Annotated in this window: 10 protein-coding genes; 1 reads left to right on the forward strand and 9 read right to left on the reverse strand. The window is 44.3% G+C overall.

The annotated features are described in order from the left end of the window. Positions 1-2: 2 nt before the first annotated feature. Positions 3-1,904: an arylsulfatase gene (locus tag ACFGVS_RS05335; RefSeq protein ID WP_439697772.1), complete on the reverse strand. Its 1,902-nt coding sequence runs from the start codon at positions 1,902-1,904 to the stop codon at positions 3-5. A gap of 608 nt (positions 1,905-2,512) precedes the next feature. Between ACFGVS_RS05335 and ACFGVS_RS05340 the strand changes: the two genes are divergently transcribed. After that, the gene (locus tag ACFGVS_RS05340; RefSeq protein ID WP_439697773.1) at positions 2,513-5,902 is read left to right on the forward strand and encodes a DEAD/DEAH box helicase; all 3,390 of its coding nucleotides are present in this window, start codon (positions 2,513-2,515) and stop codon (positions 5,900-5,902) included. A gap of 91 nt (positions 5,903-5,993) precedes the next feature. Here ACFGVS_RS05340 and ACFGVS_RS05345 read toward each other — a convergent pair whose 3' ends face one another. The 8 genes from ACFGVS_RS05345 to ACFGVS_RS05380 all read right to left on the reverse strand — a co-directional run bounded on the left by ACFGVS_RS05345 (position 5,994) and on the right by ACFGVS_RS05380 (position 22,342). Beyond that, a complete protein-coding gene (locus ACFGVS_RS05345) occupies positions 5,994-11,303 on the reverse strand; it encodes a PKD-like domain-containing protein (RefSeq protein WP_439697774.1) in 5,310 nt (1,769 codons plus the stop codon). A 283-nt stretch (positions 11,304-11,586) separates the two neighbouring features. Beyond that, a complete protein-coding gene (locus ACFGVS_RS05350) occupies positions 11,587-12,480 on the reverse strand; it encodes a glycoside hydrolase family 16 protein (RefSeq protein WP_439697775.1) in 894 nt (297 codons plus the stop codon). Between the two features lie 480 nt (positions 12,481-12,960). Beyond that, entirely contained in the window at positions 12,961-14,292 is a 1,332-nt protein-coding gene (locus tag ACFGVS_RS05355) for a TldD/PmbA family protein (RefSeq protein WP_274213161.1), read from the reverse strand. Between the two features lie 7 nt (positions 14,293-14,299). Continuing rightward, positions 14,300-15,937 (reverse strand): TldD/PmbA family protein, encoded by a 1,638-nt coding sequence (locus tag ACFGVS_RS05360; RefSeq protein WP_439697776.1) that lies wholly within the window; start codon positions 15,935-15,937, stop codon positions 14,300-14,302. Positions 15,938-15,968: 31 nt separating this feature from the next. Next, on the reverse strand, positions 15,969-17,753 hold the full coding sequence (locus tag ACFGVS_RS05365) for a hypothetical protein (protein ID WP_439697777.1): 1,785 nt from the start codon (positions 17,751-17,753) through the stop codon (positions 15,969-15,971). Between the two features lie 6 nt (positions 17,754-17,759). After that, complete coding sequence (locus ACFGVS_RS05370; RefSeq protein ID WP_439697778.1) at positions 17,760-19,886, reverse strand: DUF4175 family protein; 2,127 nt, start codon at positions 19,884-19,886, stop codon at positions 17,760-17,762. Beyond that, on the reverse strand, positions 19,883-21,397 hold the full coding sequence (locus ACFGVS_RS05375) for a BatA domain-containing protein (RefSeq protein ID WP_439697779.1): 1,515 nt from the start codon (positions 21,395-21,397) through the stop codon (positions 19,883-19,885). The genes ACFGVS_RS05370 and ACFGVS_RS05375 overlap by 4 nt, the downstream gene beginning before the upstream one ends. Positions 21,398-21,466: 69 nt before the next feature. After that, positions 21,467-22,342 (reverse strand): DUF58 domain-containing protein, encoded by an 876-nt coding sequence (locus ACFGVS_RS05380; protein ID WP_439697780.1) that lies wholly within the window; start codon positions 22,340-22,342, stop codon positions 21,467-21,469. Between the last annotated feature and the right edge of the window lie 65 nt (positions 22,343-22,407).

The following is a 22,407-nucleotide window of genomic DNA, read 5'->3' on the forward strand; positions in this document are numbered from 1 at the left end:
TGCTATTTCCCTTTAGGAGTTGTGTTTATCATCGACTTTTGATCTGCCTGGGCCACACCTGTTTTTTTATGGATCCTTTGCTTAAATACGTCGTCCCAATCAATAAAAGGGTAAATATTGTTCTTTTGCGCCTGCTCATCAAATAAGGCCTGTAACTCCTTTAGTTTTTCGGGGTATTTAGCAGCCAGATCATTACGTTCGTTAAAATCTTTATCTAAGTTATAAAGTTCCCACTTATCCTTATTAAAATCTCTGACGGTATCGGCCGGGTTACGCGATGTATTAAAAAAAGTGGTATGATGCAAGGCTTCGGCCTTCCATCCGTCTTTATAAATAGAACGAGAACCGAAGATATAATAATATTGCAAATTGTGCCTGGTTGGTGCAGCCGCATCAGCAAACGAGTAAACCAGCGACGTTCCCTGTAAGGTATCCTGCTTTATACCTTTAATGTATTCGGGGGCTTTAATGCCCAGGTATTCGAGCGTGGTAGGCAACAAATCGTTAACATGGCTATATTGGGTGCGTATGCCGCCTTTATCTTTAATGCCTTTAGGATAAAATACAATTAGCGGGTTACGCGTGCCCCCCTCAGAGTTGGCATCTTGTTTCCAGTATTTAAATGGTGTGTTGGCGGCCTGTGCCCAGCCTAACGGATAATTTACTTCAGTGCCTTTAGGCGTACCAATATCGTCTATTTTACTAAGATTGTATTTAATAGTTTCCTCTTCCGAACCACCGTTAGCCAATATAGAACGATCGATATCGCCATTCTGCGAGCCTTCTTTACTGGCGCCATTATCGCCAATTACTACAAATATCAGGGTGTTATCCAGTTGGTTACTTTGTTTCAGATAACTTATTAAGCGCTCCGTTTCATGATCGGTATAGGTAAGATAACCTGCATAAACTTCCATAAAACGGGCATACAGTTTTTTTTCATCTGCCGATAGGGTATTCCACGCTTTGATACCGGGGTTTCGCGGAGGCAGCACTGCGTTTGCGGGAATAATGCCTTTACGCTTTTGTTCGGCAAATACCTTTTCCCTGAAAACGTCCCATCCCCCGTCAAACTTCCCCTTATACTGGTCGCTCCACTCCCTGGCTACCTGGTGTGGCGCATGTGTGGCGCCCGGCGCGTAATACAGAAAAAACGGCTTGTCTGGTGCCGCTTTTTGCTGGCGGGCAATGTAACTAATCGCCTTATCGGTTATCTGTTCGCTCAGGTGCCTTCCATCTGGTTTTACGTGGGCGTTATCTTCGACCAGGTCGGGCTTGTACTGGTCTGTTTGCGAACCAAGAAAGCCAAAAAAATGATCAAACCCTTTACCGCTTGGCCACCTATCAAACGGACCGGCATCGGTAGCATCCTCGTCGGGCGTTAAGCCGTATTTGCCAACCGCAAAAGTGTTGTAGCCGTTCTCGCGCAATATTTCGGCAATGGTACCTTTATCTGCCGGTATGCGCCCATCATAACCCGGAAAGCCTGCCGATAATATGGTATGCGCAAAACCGCCCATGTGTACATAGTGATGGTTGCGGCCGGTTAGTAATGCTGCCCTTGTAGGTGCGCAAATGGCTGCCGTATGAAAGTTGGTATAGCGCAGGCCATTATTGGCCAGGCTATCATAAGTTGGGGTATTAATGATGCCGCCAAACGCGCTTGTAGCACCAAAGCCAACATCATCAAGCAAAATCCAGATTACGTTTGGCGCGCCTTTGGGGGCTGTAACCGGGGCGGGCCACCATTCTTTTGAATCGGCAAGTGTTTTGCCAACTTTTCCTTCATAGGCCGGCGCCTGGTTGTTTTGCGCAGAAACCGATGCAGCGGCCATTGCAATAAACGCACCTGAAAGCAAGGCGGCTTTTGATGCCAGGTAAACAAATTTAATTTGTGTTTTCATATATTATAATTTAACTAAAGCTTATTAAGTAATAAATGAATTTTGGGCGACGACAAAATTGAACCAGCGGCGACAGGAGGCGTATTTGGCGCCTTTAATACGCTTCATACAATGCCGGAACAAGCCGTTACAGCCAAAGCTCCCTTGCGGGCATTATTTAGGGGTAGTCAGTAAATCTTATTTCATATTTTCAGCAGGCTTAAAGCATGAAATGAATGTTGCATGTAATTTTGAGTGCCACGCACCTCTTCCGGAAGGCAAAAAATTAAGCATCAAAAAGCAATAGGATATTGCCTGATTAACAACAACAGCAACAACAGCACGCAAGCTGTTGCGGAATGACAGAAGAGAATTTATTAAACCCTGTTTCAGGATTAAAAAAAGTGATCATGGTGGTATTTTTACATTGCAAATATAAATTAATTCCAATAAACTACTAATTCTATAGAGATTATATTTTTTATTTCAATTTGCCTCTTTTACAAATAATAGCTAACCTGCAATTAACAGAAACCGATTTAGGGCCCCATAAATATTTTCTTTACCCAACTTGGTTAGTCTGCCCAATTCTTAAGATATTTACCCAAAACACAACAAAAGGGATATAAGTGGATACAGCAGCTATTTATGAGGAAGATGAACCTGGAGGCCATACTTATATTTTAGATTTACCCTTTGCGGCCATTACCGAAACCGCCATACTCCAACGGTCGGGCGGTGGATATGATAATCATCCAGCCTATTATAAACACATTGTTCCCGAGGTTATTGAAATTAACAGCGGCGTATTTTACCACGAATTTGATGCCGTTAACTTTCCGCAAGTTACCGTGGTTCAAAATAATCAGCAACTTTTATTAACCTGTGGCTGCACCGCCAGCCATGGCCTGCTTTGCGAACACCAAACGCTGGTGCTTACCGCCGTTATTAAAAAAAATGATCTGCGCATATACTTTGATAGCCGGTTAAGGGACGAAAAAATAAGAAAGGCGGCCATTGATTATGGCCTGGAAAACGAACCCGACCTGGATGCTTTTTTTAAAGTGACGTATATAGATAAGCAATCGGTTATTGTCCCAAGGTTGCCCTCGCTTATACCGGTTACTAAAGATAGCCTGGCCCAATACGGCGAAATGTTGCTGCCCGCTGATGCGGCAATTACTGATAAGGCCGACGGAGATACCGGCCAATCCATATGTATTGTGTTAAAACAGCACAAATATTATAAATACCTTTTTGTGGAGCTGTACAGCTCCACAATCACCAAAGAGGGTAAAATTAAAAACCCGCTGACTCTGGTGAATCCTTTAGACCAGATCTGGAGTACGGACGACCATGAGCAGCTAAAGTTTTTTACAGGCATCAATAAATTTCAGAACCACATTAATAGCAAACGGTCGGCAGCCGATATTCTGGCCTTAAGGGCAATTATTAAAAACCCGCTGAAGTATGATTTTTATTACCACAACAGCCAGGTATCCGACAATATCACAGCATCATCTATAGTACCTGTTAAGGTTGGGCTATTACCGCAAAACATTAGCCTGAATATAAAACCGCAGGGGCCGTTTTATGAATTTTCGGGCCAGCTTATAATTGATGGCGAGGCACATCAGCTTAAAGATATGGGCATTAGGTTTAGCTATTTTATTTCGGTAAAGGATAAGCTTTACCTGGCCGATAATATTCAATTGCTGGGCATTATCGACCTGATGCGTAAACGACCCGAGAACCTGCTCATCCATCACTCCAAATACAAAGAGTTTAAAGCACAATTGCTTACCAAGCTGGAAGACAGGATTACGATTGCCTATCAGCATATAAAGCCAGCTACACAGGCCCAGTTAAAGCAACAGGGATTTACCGCCGAAACAGAGCAGATCATTTACCTGTCGGACTTTGGCAGTCATGTGATGATTATCCCGGTGATGCGTTATGGCGAAGCTGAAGTACCTGTGCGTACTAAGCGCACCATTCATGGGGTTGACCATAAAGGCAACGAATTTATTGTAAAACGCGATGACGAGGCCGAGATAGCCCTGACAGCCCTATTGGTAAGGCAACACCCTTACTTTGATGAACAACTGGATAACGACCTGCATTATTTTTACCTGCATAAAAGACATTTTTTGCAGGAAGAATGGTTTTTAAACGTATTTGAGGATTGGCGGCAGCATGGTATTACTGTTTTAGGTTTTAACGAGCTGGAAGGCAACAAGCTTAATGCCAACAAAGTAAATATTACAATAAGGGTGCTTAGCGGCATCAACTGGTTTAATACCGAAATTGGTATCCGCTTTGGCAAAACCAAAACTTCATTAAAACGCGTGCAAAAAGCAGTGCGTAACAAAAGTAAATACGTGCAGCTGGATGATGGCACGGTGGGTATTTTGCCGTTGGAGTGGATTGAAAGATTTACTAAATACTTTAATGCCGGCGAGGTTACTGATGAAGATATTTTAAGCATCCATAAAATCAATTACGCTGCAATTGATGAATTGTTTGATCAGCAAGTGATGGATGAGGAGGTTAAGGCCGAGTTATTTACCTACCGTGAAAAGTTAGCTGATTTTGATAAGATAACACATGTGGAAGTATCAGCCGACCTGAAGACGACACTTCGCCCTTACCAGCAACAAGGGTTAAACTGGCTTAACTTTTTAGATGATTTTAATTTTGGCGGATGCCTTGCCGATGATATGGGGTTGGGCAAAACCATGCAGATTATCGCCTTCATATTATCGCAACGCAACAAAAGAGATCGGAATACCAATTTGCTGGTGGTGCCCACATCTATCATATTTAACTGGCAGGCTGAAGTGAAAAAGTTTGCCCCGTCCATCAGGATGCATACCATTTACGGGGCCGACAGGATAAAAAACACTTCAGAGTTTGACGGTTATGAAATTATCCTGACATCGTACGGCACGCTGCTTGCCGATATTGGCTTTTTAAAGCACTATCAGTTTAACTACGTTTTTCTGGACGAATCGCAACAGATAAAAAATCCCGATTCGCAAAGGTACAAAGCGGTACGCCTGCTAAAATCGCGCAACCGGATCGCCATTACAGGCACTCCCATCGAAAATAACACCTTTGATATTTACGGTCAGCTTTCATTTGCCTGCCCGGGTTTGTTGGGTACCAAACAGTATTTTAAAGATATTTATGCCGTACCCATTGATAAATTCAAGAGCCATAAGCGCGCGGCCGAATTGCAGCATAAAATAAAGCCCTTTGTTTTGCGCCGTACAAAGCAACAGGTAGCTGCCGAATTACCCGAAAAAACCGAGATGGTACTTTATTGCGAAATGAAGGAACAACAACGCAAAATTTATGATGCCTATGAAAAGGAATTCCGCGAATACATCTCGGCCACAACCAGCGACGAACTAAGGAAGACACCGATGAACGTGCTTAAAGGATTAACCAAATTAAGGCAGATCTGCGACTCGCCGTTATTGATTGATGGAGAAAAGCCACCCGGCTCAGAATCCGCCAAGATAGAGATGCTCATTGAGCAAATTGAAAGCAAACAGCATCAGCATAAAATACTGGTATTTTCGCAGTTTGTATCGATGCTGGAACTGATCAGGAAAGAGTTGTTGAGTCGTAAAATTGAATTTTGCTGGCTCACGGGCAGCACCCGCAACCGGGAGGCTGTTGTAAATGAGTTTCAAAATAATCCAAAAATCAGCGTATTTCTTATCAGCATGAAAGCCGGCGGTACCGGCCTTAATTTAACCGAAGCCGATTACGTGTATATTGTAGACCCCTGGTGGAACCCCGCCGTTGAAAACCAGGCCATCGACCGCTCGCACCGGATAGGTCAAAGCAAACACGTAGTAGCTGTAAGGATGATTTGCCCCGATACCGTAGAAGAAAAAATTATGCAGATGCAGGACTTTAAACGAAGCCTGGCCGATAATTTGGTTAATACAGATAGCTCGTTTTTACAATCAATGTCAAAAACAGATTTGCTGGGAATTTTAGGTTGATTCGGTTGCGTGATGCGGGTGGCGAGTTGCCGGTTTTACGCCGTAATAACTATTGACCAATGACTAATGACGCGAAGCAAATGACCAGTGACTATCTCAAAACAGTCACATAACCCGTAAACCGTTGCCCGTTAAGTTTGGTATCCACAATAAAGTAATAAACCCCAACCGGCACGGGTTGCCCGTTTGATTTACCATCCCAGGGTACACCATAGCCTTTGGAATGGAATATAAGGGTACCGTAACGGTTAAACACATCAACCGTGGAGTTTTCATAGGCTACCAGTCCGGTTATTTCCCAGGTATCATTCGTACCATCGCCGTTGGGCGAAAATGCGTTGGATACCGATAACGACGGCGATACAACAATATGTGTGGTGCCGGTGGTAATACAACCTAAACTATCGGTAATAGTTAGTGTATAGGTGGTATCAACGCTTCCTGTTATAACCGGATTTTTAGCATGAATATCACTGATATTATAATTTGGCGACCATAAGTAGCTCACAGATTCGTCATTTACAGATGGGTGCAGCGTGATCGTTTTATCCCTTAAAACATATCTTATCTTCTCGGTGGTAAGCTCCGGCGGACCAAAGAATGTTATTTTAACCGAATCAGACGGCGTATAGCACTGGCCGGAATTATCTACATTAAAGGTCAGCATAACCGATCCTTTTTTCAGATCGTTAACCCCCGGCGAATATGTGGCATTTGGCTGGTTTCCCGAATGAAACTGACCGTCGCCGGTAGCAGTGCTCCAAAAACCTGTACCGCCGGGCACAAGTACTTTGCCGGCCAATTGCACAAACTGATCTTGCGAGCAAACATTTTGGTTTTTACCGGCATCGGCGCCTGGCTCCTGCCCGTACCTGATATTGAGTACCGAAGTAGAGATGGTGCAATCGTCTTTACTGGTAGATGACAGGGTTATAGTGACACTGCCTGAGGCCTTTTCGTCGGCCGAGGGGATATACTGCACATTATCAACAGAGGTTGACGATGGCAAAAACCTTCCTTTAGGATTACTTGACGACCAGATACCTGTTGTAGTCCCCCCGGTAACCGAACCTTTAAGAGCGATAGACGTTACATTACTACACACCAGTTGGGGGCCTGTGGCCGTAGCAACAGGTGGCTGATTTACCTGTACCGTGGTAACTCCGGCATCGCTTGTACAACCGGCCACGGTGACAAATAAGTTATAGGTACCAGCACTTTCAACAGTAGCCGGAATATCCGGGTTTTGTGATGTTGAGGAAAAATTATTAGGTCCTGTCCACATATATGTGGCACCTGCTAAAGAAGGAGTACGCAAATTAATAGTATTGCCAAGGCACACCGGCGAGTTACTGTTTGCCTGCGGTACATTAGGCTTGGTGTTAACATTTACGGTATGAGTAAACGGCACCCCATCGCAACCATACGCTGATGGCGTAATAATATAGTTAACGCTGACGGGAGCTGTTGTTGTGTTTGTTAAAGCTTCATCAATAATGGGGCCGGTACCCGTGGCTGCCGGGTTACTGATACCCGGTACCGCTGCACGGGTCCAACTAAAGGTTGCAGTAGGCACATTGGATGTAATGGCGTAGTTTTGCGGCGTTTTATTACAAGCCAATGAAACTGTATCACTGGTAATATTAAGTGCAGGGTTAACGGTTACAACCCAGTTAAAAGGTTCGCCATCACAGTCGTTTGTTTTGTAATTAATGGTGTAAACAACATCAATCGGGGTGGTATTGGTATTATATAACACCTCCCTGATCACATTAGAGGCCTGGCCGCTTACCGCGTTATTGGTAATACCTGCCACGGCTGCCCTGCTCCATCTAAACGAGGTGTTGGCTGTATTAAACTTTATATTGTAATTGGCAGAGGTACCATTACATATTGAACTTTTTGGCGATTTGGTTATCACCGGCGTAGGGTAAACTGTAACAACATACTTAATGGGCGTACCAGGGCAGGTGCCATTTATTGGAGTAATTGTGTAAGTTACATTGATAGGATTGGCCGTAGTATTTATTAACGTTTCTGAAATCAAAGTATTGGTCTGATTTGACACCGCCGGGTTACTAATACCAGCAACAGCCGCCCGCCCCCAACTGAAAGTAGCCGTTGGCAGGTTAGCGGTTATAGTATAATTTAAAGGATTGCCACTACAGGTAAAACCACTTGAGCTACTTGTAATATAAGGTGTTGGGTTAACTATAACAACTACCTTTTTCATGGCGCTTACACATTGCCCAACCGCAGCCTGTACATTATAAAACGTACTTGTATTTAATGACGACGTTGTAAAAGTACCGCCGATGTTTACGAGTTGTCCGCTTTCGTTTAACCACTGGTAGGTTCCTGCTGAGCCGCTTGCAACAAATTTTGCCGTACTACCTGCACAAATAACGATTGTATCGGCCGATGTTTGTGGCGTTGGCGGTGCATCGTAAACTGTTACTGTTACAGCTTTACGCTGGCTGTTAAGGCCATTTACCGTGGTTTGAACATAATAAGTTGTAGTAGCGGTAAGGCTTGGCGTAGTATAACTTGCCCCTTGCTTTATTGATGAACCGCCACTTGCTGTCGTAAACCAATTATAGGTGCCGCCCGGAGCCGTCGCGGTTAATGTGGTGCTGCTGCCTTTGCAAATTTGGACATCCTGGGCAGTAGGTGCCGGTGGTACTGTATTAAAAAAAATGGTTACCGTTGCAGATGCCGCGTTACATGCGCCGGCCGGCTTGTTTGAAAGTAAAGTAAGCACAGCCTTGCTTTCATTATTTGCAGGAGTATAAACAGCGTGAAGATCATTTACATCTGAAAATTTGCCGGCCCCGCCAGACCATGTACCTCCCGAAGCACCGGTAATACTGCCATTTAAAGTAGCCGGTGTATTTAGCGGTACACTCTGATTGGCACCTGCACTTACCGTCACGGCATCATCAATGGTTATATTAAAAGATGATGAGCTGCCCGAAAACGAGCCGCTGGGCGGTATGGTATTGGTGATGGTATATGTGCCTTTGGTGGTATTTGCCAAACTGATTTCGCCGGTTTTATCGTTTACAAAAGTTAGTCCGGCGGGCGAAGCTGTAAAAACCCCGGCGCTGGCACCCGGCGCAAATGCTGGTTTAGGATTGGCTCCTGTTTTACAAATGGGGGTATTATACGTAAAAGCAGTAAGGGGATTAACCCTGATAGTTACGTTACCTGAGTAAGTGCCGGAACAAGTACCGCTGCCGGTTAACACAACTTTATAGGTTCCCGGAGTACTGGCGCCGACATTAATTTGCCCTGTAGTCGTACTTATAAACACCAGGCCCGGAGGCGCACTGAATATATCGCTACCGGAAGGATTGATAATTACAGGGGTTGGATTTTCGCCTGTCGTTGCATAGGTTGCCGACGAATACTTAAATGAGGTGCCGCTATTGTCAACGGTAACTGTAATTGGGGTGCGCGTACTGGTGCAGGTACCAGAAGTACTTTGCACATAGTAGGTTTTATCGGCCGATAAAGGCAGCGTAGTATAGGTGTTTCCTGTGTGCAGCGATACACCGCCAGAGGGAACGTCAAACCAATCAATACTCTCACCCGCGGCTGCGCTGGCCGAAAGGTTGGCAGTGCTACCGGGACAGATTGTAGGCGAGGGCCCCGCTACAGGTGACTGCGGTAATGGTGTAACAACCACTTTTACAGGTACAGGTGCACTGGTGCAACCATTAACGGTAACCTGTACCGTGTATGTTGTAGACGCCGTTAATGCAGGGGTAGTAAATGTTTGCCCGACCTGTACAAGGTTATTACTGCTATCAAACCAGGCATAATCCCCGGCTGGCCCGGTTGCGGATAACGTTGCCTGGTTTCCGGAGCAGATGTTGGCATCGCGCGCCACAGGTGAGGCCACAGGACTTGAAACAACAACCTTAACAGCAGTACGGCTGCTTGTGCACTGCCCTACGGTTGTTTGCACGTAATAGGTAGTAGTTGCTGTTAAGGCAGGCGTGGTAAACTTCCCATTCTCGGTAACAGGTAAGGGATTATTATCCGTGGCGGTTGCAAACCATTGGTAAGTTCCTCCTGGCGCTGTAGCCGTGATTACAGCAGTCGACCCACTACAGGTAATAGGTGGGTTTAAAACTGATGGCGCTGCAACCGGTGGCGCAACGATTACATTTACAGGACTGGGCGCACTATTGCAACCCGAATTAGTAGCCACAATATAGTAAGTAATATCCTGGGTTAATGGCGGTGTATCGTAGGTAAGCCCTTGTTTTAAAAAGTGCTTTCCATCGGCATCTGCATACCATTGGTATGTGCCATCTGTACCGGCAGTTAGGTGTGCACTGCTATTATAGCAACTATTTACAGTTTGTTGCGCGGGCGCGGCAGGTATTGGGTTTACGGTAACGTTAACCGGTACACGCGGGCTTTGGCAATCGTTTATGGTATTTTGTACATAATAAGTGGTGTTAGCCGTAAGCGGCGGGGTTGTATAATCAGGACTTGATATTAATGGGGTTCCGCCGGTAGGGGTATCAAACCAATCGGCAACGCCAGCTGGGGCGTCAGCGTGTAAAGTGATTACCGAACCAGAACATACAGTATTATTGCTGGTAACCGTGGGCGATTGTGGTGCCGAAGTTACAGTTGCAGATACAACTGTTCGTTGGCTTGTACATCCGTTAACAGTAGAAGTAACATAATAATTCACCGATTGCTGCAACGACGCAATTGTAAGCGTTGGTCCGGTATTAACCACGTTTGTTGAGGTACTTGAGGTATACCAGCTATAATTATCACCATTACTTACCGATAGGGTAACCGGACTGCCCGCGCATGCTTTAACACTATGGGCTACCGGTTTGCTTAAAACGTTAACAGACACCGTGGTTCGTGAACTTGTGCAACCAGCGGTAGTGGCTTCAACATAGTAGGCCGTATACCCGGTAACCGGAGGTGTATCATAGCTATTGCCGTTATGAAACGGGGTGCCGCCTGCTGCTTGTGTGTACCATTGAAAACTATCGCCAGCCGAAGTAATCTGGAGATGGGCGCTTGTGCCCTGGCAAACCGTGCCGCCACCCGCTACTACCGGCGCAGCAGGTGTTGGCGTAATGTTTACAGTGATTGTTTTGCTTGCCGTGCAACCCGAAGTTTTGTCGGTAACAGTTACCGTATAGTTGCCTGCTTTGTTTACGTGAATTGGATTAACGGTTTCGCCCGTGCTCCATGCGTAATCATAATTGCCAGAGCCGCCAGAGGGAGTAGCTGTTAAAGCAATAGTGTTGCCCGCGCATATGCCCGGTTCGGAAGAAGATATAGCAACAGTTAATGAGCACGACTGGCTAAAGCCACGCAGCGAAATAAGTAAAAAAATAAAAATAAGTAGACGGATCTTCATTAACCTCAATATCTATTCGTTTCAGCTTTATGATAATAAGGTTCGGTTTGAATAAAACCTCAAACCGGTAAATTATTTACAACCAATAACATAGCCTACCACACTGTTTTTATAGAAATTAAATCTCAACCTTTATACGTAAAACAAACAAAATGGTTTGGTACTTCGTAAAATTTTCTGCTTAAATTTTCATTTTTATCGCCTAATTGTCTTTTTAATTAAAAATAGCAAAAAAAGCGGCTACCGAAGCCTGTTCTAAATTCAAGAAACACTTTGTTTAAAATTATTTTTTTTGAGTTACCTTAACCCAATCAACCAGCATTTTTGCTTTATTTTTCTTAATAAGATCTACTGTTGATGCCGGCATGCCATTGTAAGGCATAGTTACGCCGTTTATTTTTACCGGGTAAGCACCGCCAAGGGCGTAATTCAGGATGAGGTATTTTTTGTTATCAAACGCCCATTTGCCGTAATGCCCGGTCATCTTTTTATTTAACCTGAACATCAGTTTACCATCGTATTTAAAATAAAGGGCATCCGGCGTCCATTCTACAGCGTAAATGTGCCATTGGGTAACATCATTGCCTGCACTAAAATACTGGCGGTTTACAAATGGTGTTTCGCCGCTGTAGCCAGGGCCATGCACGGCGGCACTGGCCCAATCCTTTTCGCCTACGTATTCCATAATGTCAATTTCGCCACAGGCGGGCCACATGCCGTTACCTAACAACCACCAGGCGGGCCAAAGGCCGGCACCTTCAGTTAGTTTAATCCGGGCCTCGGCTTTTCCGTAGGCAAATTCAAATTTATTTTGGGTATTTATTCTGCCTGATACGAAATCAAAAGTTTGCCCGTCTTTTGTTTTAAAACCAGGTATCCACTGTGGCCTTATTACCAAGGCACCTTTTTTTGCGCCCTCCGCCGCTGCCCCACTAACCAAAAACACAGTCGAACCCGTATCAACATAAGCCTGCAGTTCATTGTTCACATGCATACCCGTTACTTCGGTATTCCATTTATTGCGATTGAGTTTTTTGCCCTCGAAGTCATCAAAAAAAATGACCGTCTCTTCAGTTTTTGCTGCTGCTTTTTTCTTCTGACCCAAGCAAATGGTAGATACAGCAAGCGCACAACAAAAGAAAACCATAAAGCCATAATTACACTTTTTACATTTCATGTTTAATCATAATTAACAGGTGATATTGGCTTTGCCGGCGATAAAGCTAATCACTATTAGTTACCAGCCGTTGCTCCAGGCAAATGTAATGATTGGCAATTGCTTATTCATAAAATCCGATATACTCAATTTTGAATAGCGTGTAGCTAAATGGCAGATTAACAGCGCCGACAAACCACGGGTCGGTGCCTTTTAATTAAAGAATTGCTGACCGCTACAGAAAATAATTTATTTGAAGCTTTGTCTGAAATTCAACCAAAGACTTTGAAATTTAGAGCGCTCAAATTTTTAATATGAGTGCGGCTTGATTCTCTTTAACAACGAATAAATGTAAATAGCAAATGTTAATTACAGACAGGTTCCATCCGCATGCCTTCTATTCAGTTTCGGGGGAGCAAGAATAGCCAATATGTGGCAGTATTAATATCGACAAAGGAGCAACTTTTAGCCGCTCCTTTGTTGATGTAATCATCCGGGGTATTAAACCGCATCTGATAGTGAACTAAACGTAAAGTCCCTGACCTTCAACGTAGGAATCAGGTAACTACGGTAGCTTTCTACACTGATGCTCCGCTCCTGCTTGCCCAATGCTTCCAGGTTGTTTAGCATAATAACCGGGCTCTCGTTAAACCTGAAGTTTTTAACCGGGAACTTGATTTTGCCATTCTCTATATAAAACGTACCATCGCGGGTTAGGCCTGTTAACAACAGCGATTGCGGATCGACCATGCGGATATACCACAGGCGTGATACCAGGATACCTCGTTCGGTGCTTTTAATGAGGTCTTCCAGGCTGGCATCGCCGCCATCCATAATGATATTGCCAGGCCCGGGCAAAGGCTTAACACCTTTTTTATCAGCCCAGTAGCGGCTATAACTTAAGTTTTTAACTACGCCTTTTTCAATCCAGCTGGTTTTTTCGCGCGGCAAGCCTTCGCCGCTCCATGTGGTTGATGGAAGGTCGGGATTAAAGGGATCAGAGTAGATATTTACTTTTGGGTCCATTAATTGTTCACCCAGGCGGGTGCCCCCACCCTTTTTGCTCAAAAAGCTACGGCCTTCCTCCGCGCTCCGGGCATCAAAACGGAACATGTTTTCCAATAGGTAGGTAGCCGCAACGGGTTCCAATATCACAGTATATTTACCTGGCTCTATGGCTTTTGCACCTGACGAGCTTAAACATTTACCCGCGGCGTATTTGGTTGCCGAAAAAGTATCCATCTTACTTACATCGGTAAATCCCCTGGCCGCATAGCCAGATGCTGTGCCTTCCTGGTTACGTGTAGTAACCGAGAAAGTAACATCGCTACCTTTGTTATAAGCAAACAAGCCTTTAGAATTCATAACGGCGTTAAAACTGGTAGAATTCTCGAGGAACCCGGCTGCTGTCAATTTTGCTTCCTTAGTAACCGATAAGCTCTTGGCCACCATTTCTGCGCGGGTATCCGGCGTTATGGCTGCAGTGTTGGCGTTAAAGGTGATGGCCTCTGCAAAAGTTTGCGGACCTAACATCGGCATATACTCGGGATTGGCCGGTGCTAACTGCGCCAGCTCCTCCGACCGGCGTACCACCCTTTCAAGGGCGGCATCGTCAAATTCATCAATGGTGGCGGTACCGGCTTTTTTGCCAAATACCGATGTTACGGCCAATCCAATAGTACTGATATCGCCGGCTGTTGAAACCGCGTTTAAAGCAGTGCGGATATTACCGCCTTCGCTGCCGTTTAAACTTACCTCACATTCCTCGGCTTTTGAATAGGCAAGTACCTTTTTTAGTAAAGCCTGGGCTTCTTCTTTATTTAATATAGGCATAATTCAGTTATCCGATTTTTCTTTTAGTGTTGATTACATTCACTCCCTTAAATAATGCGGTTGATGATCCGTGCGATACCGCGCTTGACTGGCCCGGCTGGCCTTTACCGTCATTAAAGGCCCCGCCTAAACGGTAGTCGCGCTCATCGCAAACCTGGCTACAGGAATTCCAGAACTCCTGTGTATTGGCCTGGTAGGCAACATCGTTAAGCATCCCGGCTATTTTGCCATTTTTAATCTCATAAAACAGCTGCCCGCCAAACTGGAAGTTATAGCGCTGCTGATCGATAGAGAATGAGCCATCGCCAATAATGTAAACACCTTTCTCGACGTTTTTAATCATCTCATCAACACTCAATGGGGTTTTGCCCGGTTGCAAAGATATATTTGGCATACGCTGGAATTGTACGTCCTGCCAGCTTTGCGAGTAACAGCAGCCTTGCGACTCAGTAAGCCCGATGATATGTGCCTGGTCGCGGATGGCCTGGTAGTTAACTAAGGTGCCCTCTTTTATGATATCCCATTTTTTACACTTAACACCCTCATCATCATAACCTACAGCGCCTAATGAACCCACCTGGGTTTTATCGGCCACAATATTTACGGCTTTGCTGCCAAAGTTAAACTTGCCCGATTTCCATTTGTCCAATGTAAGGAAGCTGGTACCGGCAAAGTTAGCCTCGTAGCCCAATACGCGGTCAAGCTCGGTAGGGTGGCCAACAGATTCGTGAATGGTTAACCATAAATGCGAAGGATCAAGCACCAGGTCATATTTGCCCGGCTCAACCGATTTTGCTTTTATTTTATCGGCAGCCTGCTGGGTAGCAAACTTCATATCTTCAATCATGTCATAACGTTTTTTGTAGCGGGTAGTTATACCAGCCACTTTCTCGCTATCCAGCGGATCAAGATACTCGTATCCCATACCAACCGGCGAGCTTAATGACCTGCGGGTTTCAAATGAACCGGCTGCAGGATCAATTTTGGTTACCGTAAAACTTGGGAATAAGCGATGTACATCCTGATCGATATACGAACCATCGGTAGATGCAAAGTATTTTTGCTCGTTTACGGCAAACATGATCGAGTTTACAAAGTTGGCCCCGCCTGCCATGGCCACGCCGTTGGCGTTAAGCAACAGATCAACCTTTTCTTTGATGGGTACTTCAAATGCGTTTTTGGTAAGCGGGGTTTTCCAGCTTACTTCGCCATAACCTTTTTGGGGTGCAAGCTCTACGGGCGCACCTCCAATTTTGGCATTGGCTTTGGCGACTGCAACTGCTTTCAGGGCCGTTTTGGCCATGCCCTCTTTAGTTACATCGTTGGTTGCTGCAAATCCCCAGCAACCATTAGCTATAACCCTGATACCGATACCGTACGATTCGGTATTTGCCACATTAAGTACCTTGTTTTCGCGGGTAACCACAAACTGGTTAAGGTAGCGGCCAATCCTAACATCGGCATAGGTAGCACCGTTTGATTTGGCTGCGTTTAAAGCCACATCGGCCAGCTCTTTTTTGATCTTTACATCAACGCCTTCCAGCGCCTGTATAGGATCGATTGTTTTACCGAGGGCATTCATACCGGGCAGCATTAAAGCGCCGGCACCCATACCCGTTAAATAGATAAAGTCACGTCTTCTCAAAGTATATTTCCTCCTTTTATTACTTATATAACTACCGAAACCTGGCCTCGAACCATAAAAAAGCGCAAGCCATCAGCAGCAAAACATAAAAATATATTTTACTTACAGCAATCGTGGCTTTTTCGTGTATCTGTTTCGTTACATTGCTATTAATCGCGTTGTTGGCAACATAGGCTTTGGTGTCGGCTTGCTTTTTTAGCGCCCTTATATTTTTCCAGTCATCATAACTATAAACATAAAACCAGTTTAAAGCCCCGTTATTTTGTTTTACAGATTGCCAGCCAACCGTCTTTGGCCAATAGTTAACCGTCCATTGAAAAGGGAGCTTGCTATTTTGTATTGGGGAGATAACCGTGCTGTCAATTTGTATTAACGGCGGCGCTACCGCGCTCTCCAGCTGCAATTCAACCGGATTTGATAATGTTGGTATAACCGATTTTATTGTCCATGATCCTGTTGTGGCAGCCTTCCGTGCTGCCTTAGCAATCAATAACGACCATAAAGCAGAGTAGTCCGCTTTATCACCACTCAATACCCAGCTGAATGTATTATTCAGGGGTGTGAATACCAATTTGCCGGCACCGGCCAATGCATTGGCTGCTAAAACATGTCCATGCTCGTCACTAATCAATGATTGGGTATTGGCCTGGTTTGCCAGGTAAACCATTCCGGCATTCAATTTGGCTGTATTACCGGTTTTGCCTTGTATGTTGAGCGATACAGGTGCAGGATCTTTCACCGCCAGCCGGTCAGAAGGAAAATCACGTTGCAGCCACGAATTTGATTTTAAGCTACTATCAGCCCGGATAACTATCCCCAGGCCTTTTTGGAGAACTTCCTGTTGTAAAGCGGCAGCCTCGACCCCGTTTAGTGTTTTCAAAACGGAGAGGTCGGCAATTAACACATCAAACTTGCCAAAAACCGACGCCGATAAATGATCAAGCGGAAATTGATCCAGGTTGATGAACTCTTTGTTGAATTTATCTTTACTGATTGCTGAGCGGACTGCCACTGCAAATCCGCTCTCGGAAAGCCAGTTCTTTAAAAAGCGGCTCTCAAAATCGGGCGATGCTATTAGCATTAAAACGTTCAAAGCCTTGGCCGGCTCAATTTGTACGGGGATATTTTCATTTTCGAGCGTATCTGTTCCGGCTATGGCCAATAACTTATAGACGTTTTTACCTTGATTTTTTGGCGTGCTCCTTAAATTAAAAGGCCCGGCCTCGTCCGGTGGAATGATTACCGAATCCAACCCTGTACTTAAGCCCTTCAGTACCAGTTTTATTTTTCCGGGCAGGCTGTTTTTATAAGTTCCGGCAACGTTAATCTCATCTCCTGCTTTTAGATGTTCATTCCAACTAACCGCAGTTATTCCTTGTTTAAAAGCCGCAGGACGGAATATTACCGGTACATGATCCAGTCGCTGTAGTTCTTCCTTGTCCAAACCATCGCCCAGGATCCGTATTTGTGTAATTGTCGAATCTGCTTTCAGATCCGCTAAATCATAGATCAGCATTGCCTTTGGAATCTTTTTGCTGATTGTGTTATTCAGGGTGAATATTTTTTCCGTATTATACTTGCTCACACTATCAGCACTAAAGCCTTCGGTTAATAATAGCGCTTCCCTTTTGTCCTGCTTATTTACATCAACCTGGTAAGTTAAAGGCAAAGCAATACATGCTATCGCAATTGTGGCCGTTATACTTGCAAGCAGCCGTAAGACCAAACGCGATTGATTGGCCCGGACGTACTCTTTCCAAACCGCCAAAGCAGTAATTAAAATGCAAATGATGATAACAATAGCGTTCCAGTTCATTTGTATTTAGCGGTTTAAGCGGTTAAGGTTTTTATAATACTGTTGCGATAAACCCAGGTCGGCAGGGTTTTCTGCTGCAACCGGCAATTTATCAGCTGGAATAAGCGTTTTTTGAATAGCCCTTTCTACCAACGAGATATCGCCTGGCGTAATTTTACCTGGTTTCGATAATATCCGGCGCATGGCACTCAAGGCCGGCAAGTAAGCACCCGGCTGAGCCGAGGCCTTTGAACTGAGTTGCTGGCTGGCTAAAGCAAGTATATGTTCATCTGCACCGCTCATTTTTGGCGCTACCTTAAGCTGCGCTAAAACCTGCACCGCCTTTTTTAAATTTTCATATTGATCGGTACCGGGTTTAACATCCGATTTATTGATGGGTTGATTGATCTTCGACAGATCGCCACTTAGCCGTTTCTCTAATTTTAACGCCGGTGGATTATACGACGTTTTAGCTACATACATCCTTGATTTTTGCTGCAAATCTTTTAACAATCGCAGTGCTTTATACTCAAATGGTAATGCATCTTGTGGCTTGTAAAGCCTTAATTGCAATTCGGCTTTCCACATTTCTGTAAGCGTAGCTTTGAGTTGCTTTTTTAGTTCAGGATCAAAAAACTGGGCATCCTCGGCATTATCATGTTTATCGGTGTATTTATCCAATATTACCGCCGCGTTACCGTAATTTTTGATATCCCCAACCGGATCATCTTTCACATCTGCAGGATTAATGTCAGACTCTGACTCTTCGCCCAAAAACTTACCATAGCGCAGGCGAAGCAGCTTTTGATCAACACCCAGGTCATTACTCCGGTCATTAAACTTCACCGTTGTGATGCTGTCTTTATCCTTCAACAACTTTTCGGTATCAAGGATAATCTGCCGTTCACTACGGAAAAATTCCGGCTTCTGGTTTACCCCGCTCAGCATACCATCCATGCTTAATAATTGGGCAGTATCCTGTATAGATACTGTATAAACATCCGTGCGGCTTTGCTGCTGGTGGGTATCGGTAGCCTGTATGTAAAAGTAAAGTTCATCGCCAGGCTCCATGTTTAAGGCCGGCAAACTAATTAATTTTTGCAGGCTATACTGTGGCAAGTGCGAACTGAACGAGGTAGAAAAATCGATTTTATACTCTTTGAATTTTACTGCCTCGCCGCTTCCCTTAGCTACTGTCGCCAAAATAAGCGCGTTTGCTACACCATAATCATCATTAACGGTTGCATCAATATTTACCTTTTGCGCTTCGCCCGCATCAATATAGGTGTACTGCTTAGGCGATTTGATATGGATAACCGACGGCTGGTCTGTTATTACCTGTACCTGGTATAAGTCCGAAAGCTTGCCATCAACGTTAACCTGATAAAAACCAGGCTTGTTAATCAGTTTTTGAATTTGCCAGGCATTTTTATCGGGGTTTATATTTTTAAGGTTAATAGTTTCCTTATCATTAAACAGCAGTGCCACCTGTTTAACCGCGATATTGGTGGCGATTTTCCAGCTCACGGTCGCGCCATCCTCTACATTTAAAGTAAACTTATCCTGGCTACGTGGCTGTTTACCCGTGTAAGCTGGCGGATGTACTATAACGTCAATCGAGGATATTTGAGGCAATACCTTTTCTGCAAGGGCATTATTTTCAGTTGATAAGGCTTTTCCTGTTAAAGATTGATTTGTTGCCGACGGCTTGTTTAGTACCCATGTGAATCCGAATGCAAACAACAGCAACAATAGCGCAAGTTTAGCCCGCTTTAAAAACGAACTGTGCCACTGCGGAACAGCCTGCAACTGAGTTTCAACCTTTTGTAACTGCAATGTTTCCAGCAGGTTTAATTCTGATGCAGGTTTTAATACCAAGCCGCTGCTTTCTTCCAGTTCGGGATATTGTTGATCAAGGAAATTAGCTATTAAAACGTCGCTGGTGTTCCAGGCCCGATGAATGAACAGAAAAATTACCAGGCATAATACAAATAAGGGTAACGCCCAAAGCCCCGGCACTTTAAATAAATACCTTAGAAAAGCAATGGAAAGCAGCGATATTGCAGCAGCAAAAAGTACATCTGCAAGCAGCTGATAACTGATATACCACCTCCGTATAGTGTTTATTTTATGTATACCGGTGTGTTCAATCATTTTAATACAGGCTTATTTTTATGGGCAACCCATCTTTCGACAATGAACACGGTAATCAGCATCAGCCAGAAATAGCGCGACAGATCTGTTTGCACAATTATTTTACTATTATCTATGTTTTTTGCCGACCAAATTATATTTGGCATCATTTGCCGGTGGTCAATTCTAGTTAAATCATGACTGTTTAATACTTCATAATCAGGATTATACAAAACCAGTTTCAATAATAACTTCGGGAAGTTATTACTCCAAACCAGGTCATTCCAGGCTGGATTGAAACGGGAATAAAAGTGGTACTGTATAGTTTGCGGGCCGTGCTCCTGCGTTAAAACAGGGTTGCCATAGCCATCAACCCAAATAGATTTACTGCCCGAAACTTTATTTTTAACCAGTTTATAAATTGCTGCCGGGTCTTCCTTGTCGGCCAAAGCAAAAGCGCTGCTGGTTTTTATTGACGATGATTCCAATTCGATCTTCCCCTGCTGGTAGTTAAATATATGTGCAGATTTAACCAGCGCACTGGCATCAACCGGTTTGTCGGACAGCCAAAATAACCAGTCCTGTTTTATCGGTATTTGCGCCGCATCAGCATATTTTTTGACAACAACCTTACGTTGGGTAAAATCGATAATTGTCTGTAAGTCAGCAACTAAATACTTTTCATCAACACTGTATTTATCGCTATAGATAGCCACCCGTAAAGCACCCGTATCAATCGGCGTGTGTTTTTCGGGGGCCGTTTTCAAACTGACAACCGGGCTACCATGGTTAACATCTACCACAAATGGCGATTTTGGATCGCCTTCGGATTGAATAATATAGCTGGTAAAATAAGTACCCGATGGCCGGCAATTGCCTTCAATGACTTTAATTGAATTATTAGTGGTAAACCATGCACTTTCAATCCAGGTGCTTACAGAGTCAGCGGGGGTATATGTTAACCAATGCAGGTTGAGCGATACAGATGGTTTGCTGCCGTTAAAGTACTTTGCCTGGTTTGGTGTGAGTAAATAAACCGAGAGAGCTGGCGGTAGCTTTTCGTTTAATTTTGCCACCAGGCTCCAGTAATTTTTTACATCAGGTTTATCTTTTAATAAACTATCATTCAGTGTTTTATTTAGTTCAAACTTCTTAAAATTTTCATCAAAAAAATGAAACTCGTAACCAGCTTTAGACAGAGAATCTACAGTAAATTTTAAATTTTTGTAGGTCTCTTTCAGGTTGGCTTTAGGGATAAGCACCCACCCTTTTGTTTTGGCTGTGGCCTGGCTGCGCTGCCAAAAGGGAGCCGCCAATAAAAAAGCAAGCGTCGATAAAAACAGGCACCGTAAAATAAATAGCAACACGTCGTTCAGCTTAAAACTCCGGCTGCTTTTTTGCGCTGCCGCGGTTATCAGGGCGATGCTGCCAACCTTTAGGGTTTTGCCCGGCCTGATATTCCATAGGTGTATAACTACCGGGATACTTATCGCGGCAATGGCAAACAACCATATGGGGTTTAAAAACTGCACCTTTTGTTAATTATTGAATTAATGAGTTATTGAATTATTGATTTAAGAATGAATAAAGTAAACAGTTTGTTAAAATTTGCTTTTATTCCGTTGTGTTAAAAAATCGCGTAAGGCTTCATCCAGCGGCTGGGCAGTGCTGAGCATCCTGTAGTAGATATGCTTGCCCAGTAATTGCATCCTGATAGCCTCTAAATGGCTTTTTAGCTTTTGCTGGTACTCGGCTGCCTGTTGGGTATTTATTTCGATGGTCTCCCCGGTTTCCAGGTCTTCTAATGAAGCATATCCGCCAAAGTCAAAATCAAGCTCGTTTTTACCCATTAGGTGGAATACCACCACTTCATGCTTTAAAGCTGTTAGTGAATCGAGTAGTTTATTTATCTCGCCATCAGCCTGGTACATATCGGTAACAAATACCAGCAGCTCCTTACGTCCGTCGCCGGCAAACAGCTCCCTGTAATGCACAGGCTGCGTAAACCTGCCGTTGGGTTTAACTTGCTGCAGGTGATAAAACAACCGCTGCAAATGCTGCGGATCGGGTTTGGATGCTAACGAAAACAAACCTCCATCCTGGAAAACATACAACCCTACGGAATCGCCCTGCAAATTGGATAGCCAGGCCAGCGATGCCACCAGGAAGCGGGCATAGTCTATCTTTTTAATTCCGTTATCGTCATGATCCATAGAAGCGCTGGCATCAACCAAAAACTTTACCGAAATGCTGGTTTCCACCTCCGATTCGCGGATATAGTACCGGTCGCTCCTGGCAAACATATGCCAGTCCAGCCAGCGCAGGTCATCGCCGGGCTGATAGCTGCGGTACTGGCTAAACTCAAGCCCGGGTCCCTTCACCTTGCTTTTGTTAAACCCATTCATAAAGCCATCAATAACCGTTTTCGCCAGCAATGGCAAATCCTTAATGGTCATTAATACTTTTGGATCAAGCATTTTGATTTCGGATTTGGGATGTTCGATATCGGATTTATTTTTTTCTGAACTCGGATTAAGCAGAT

This window comes from Mucilaginibacter sediminis (assembly GCF_051903035.1).
In the GTDB taxonomy this organism is placed as follows: Bacteria; Bacteroidota; Bacteroidia; order Sphingobacteriales; family Sphingobacteriaceae; genus Mucilaginibacter.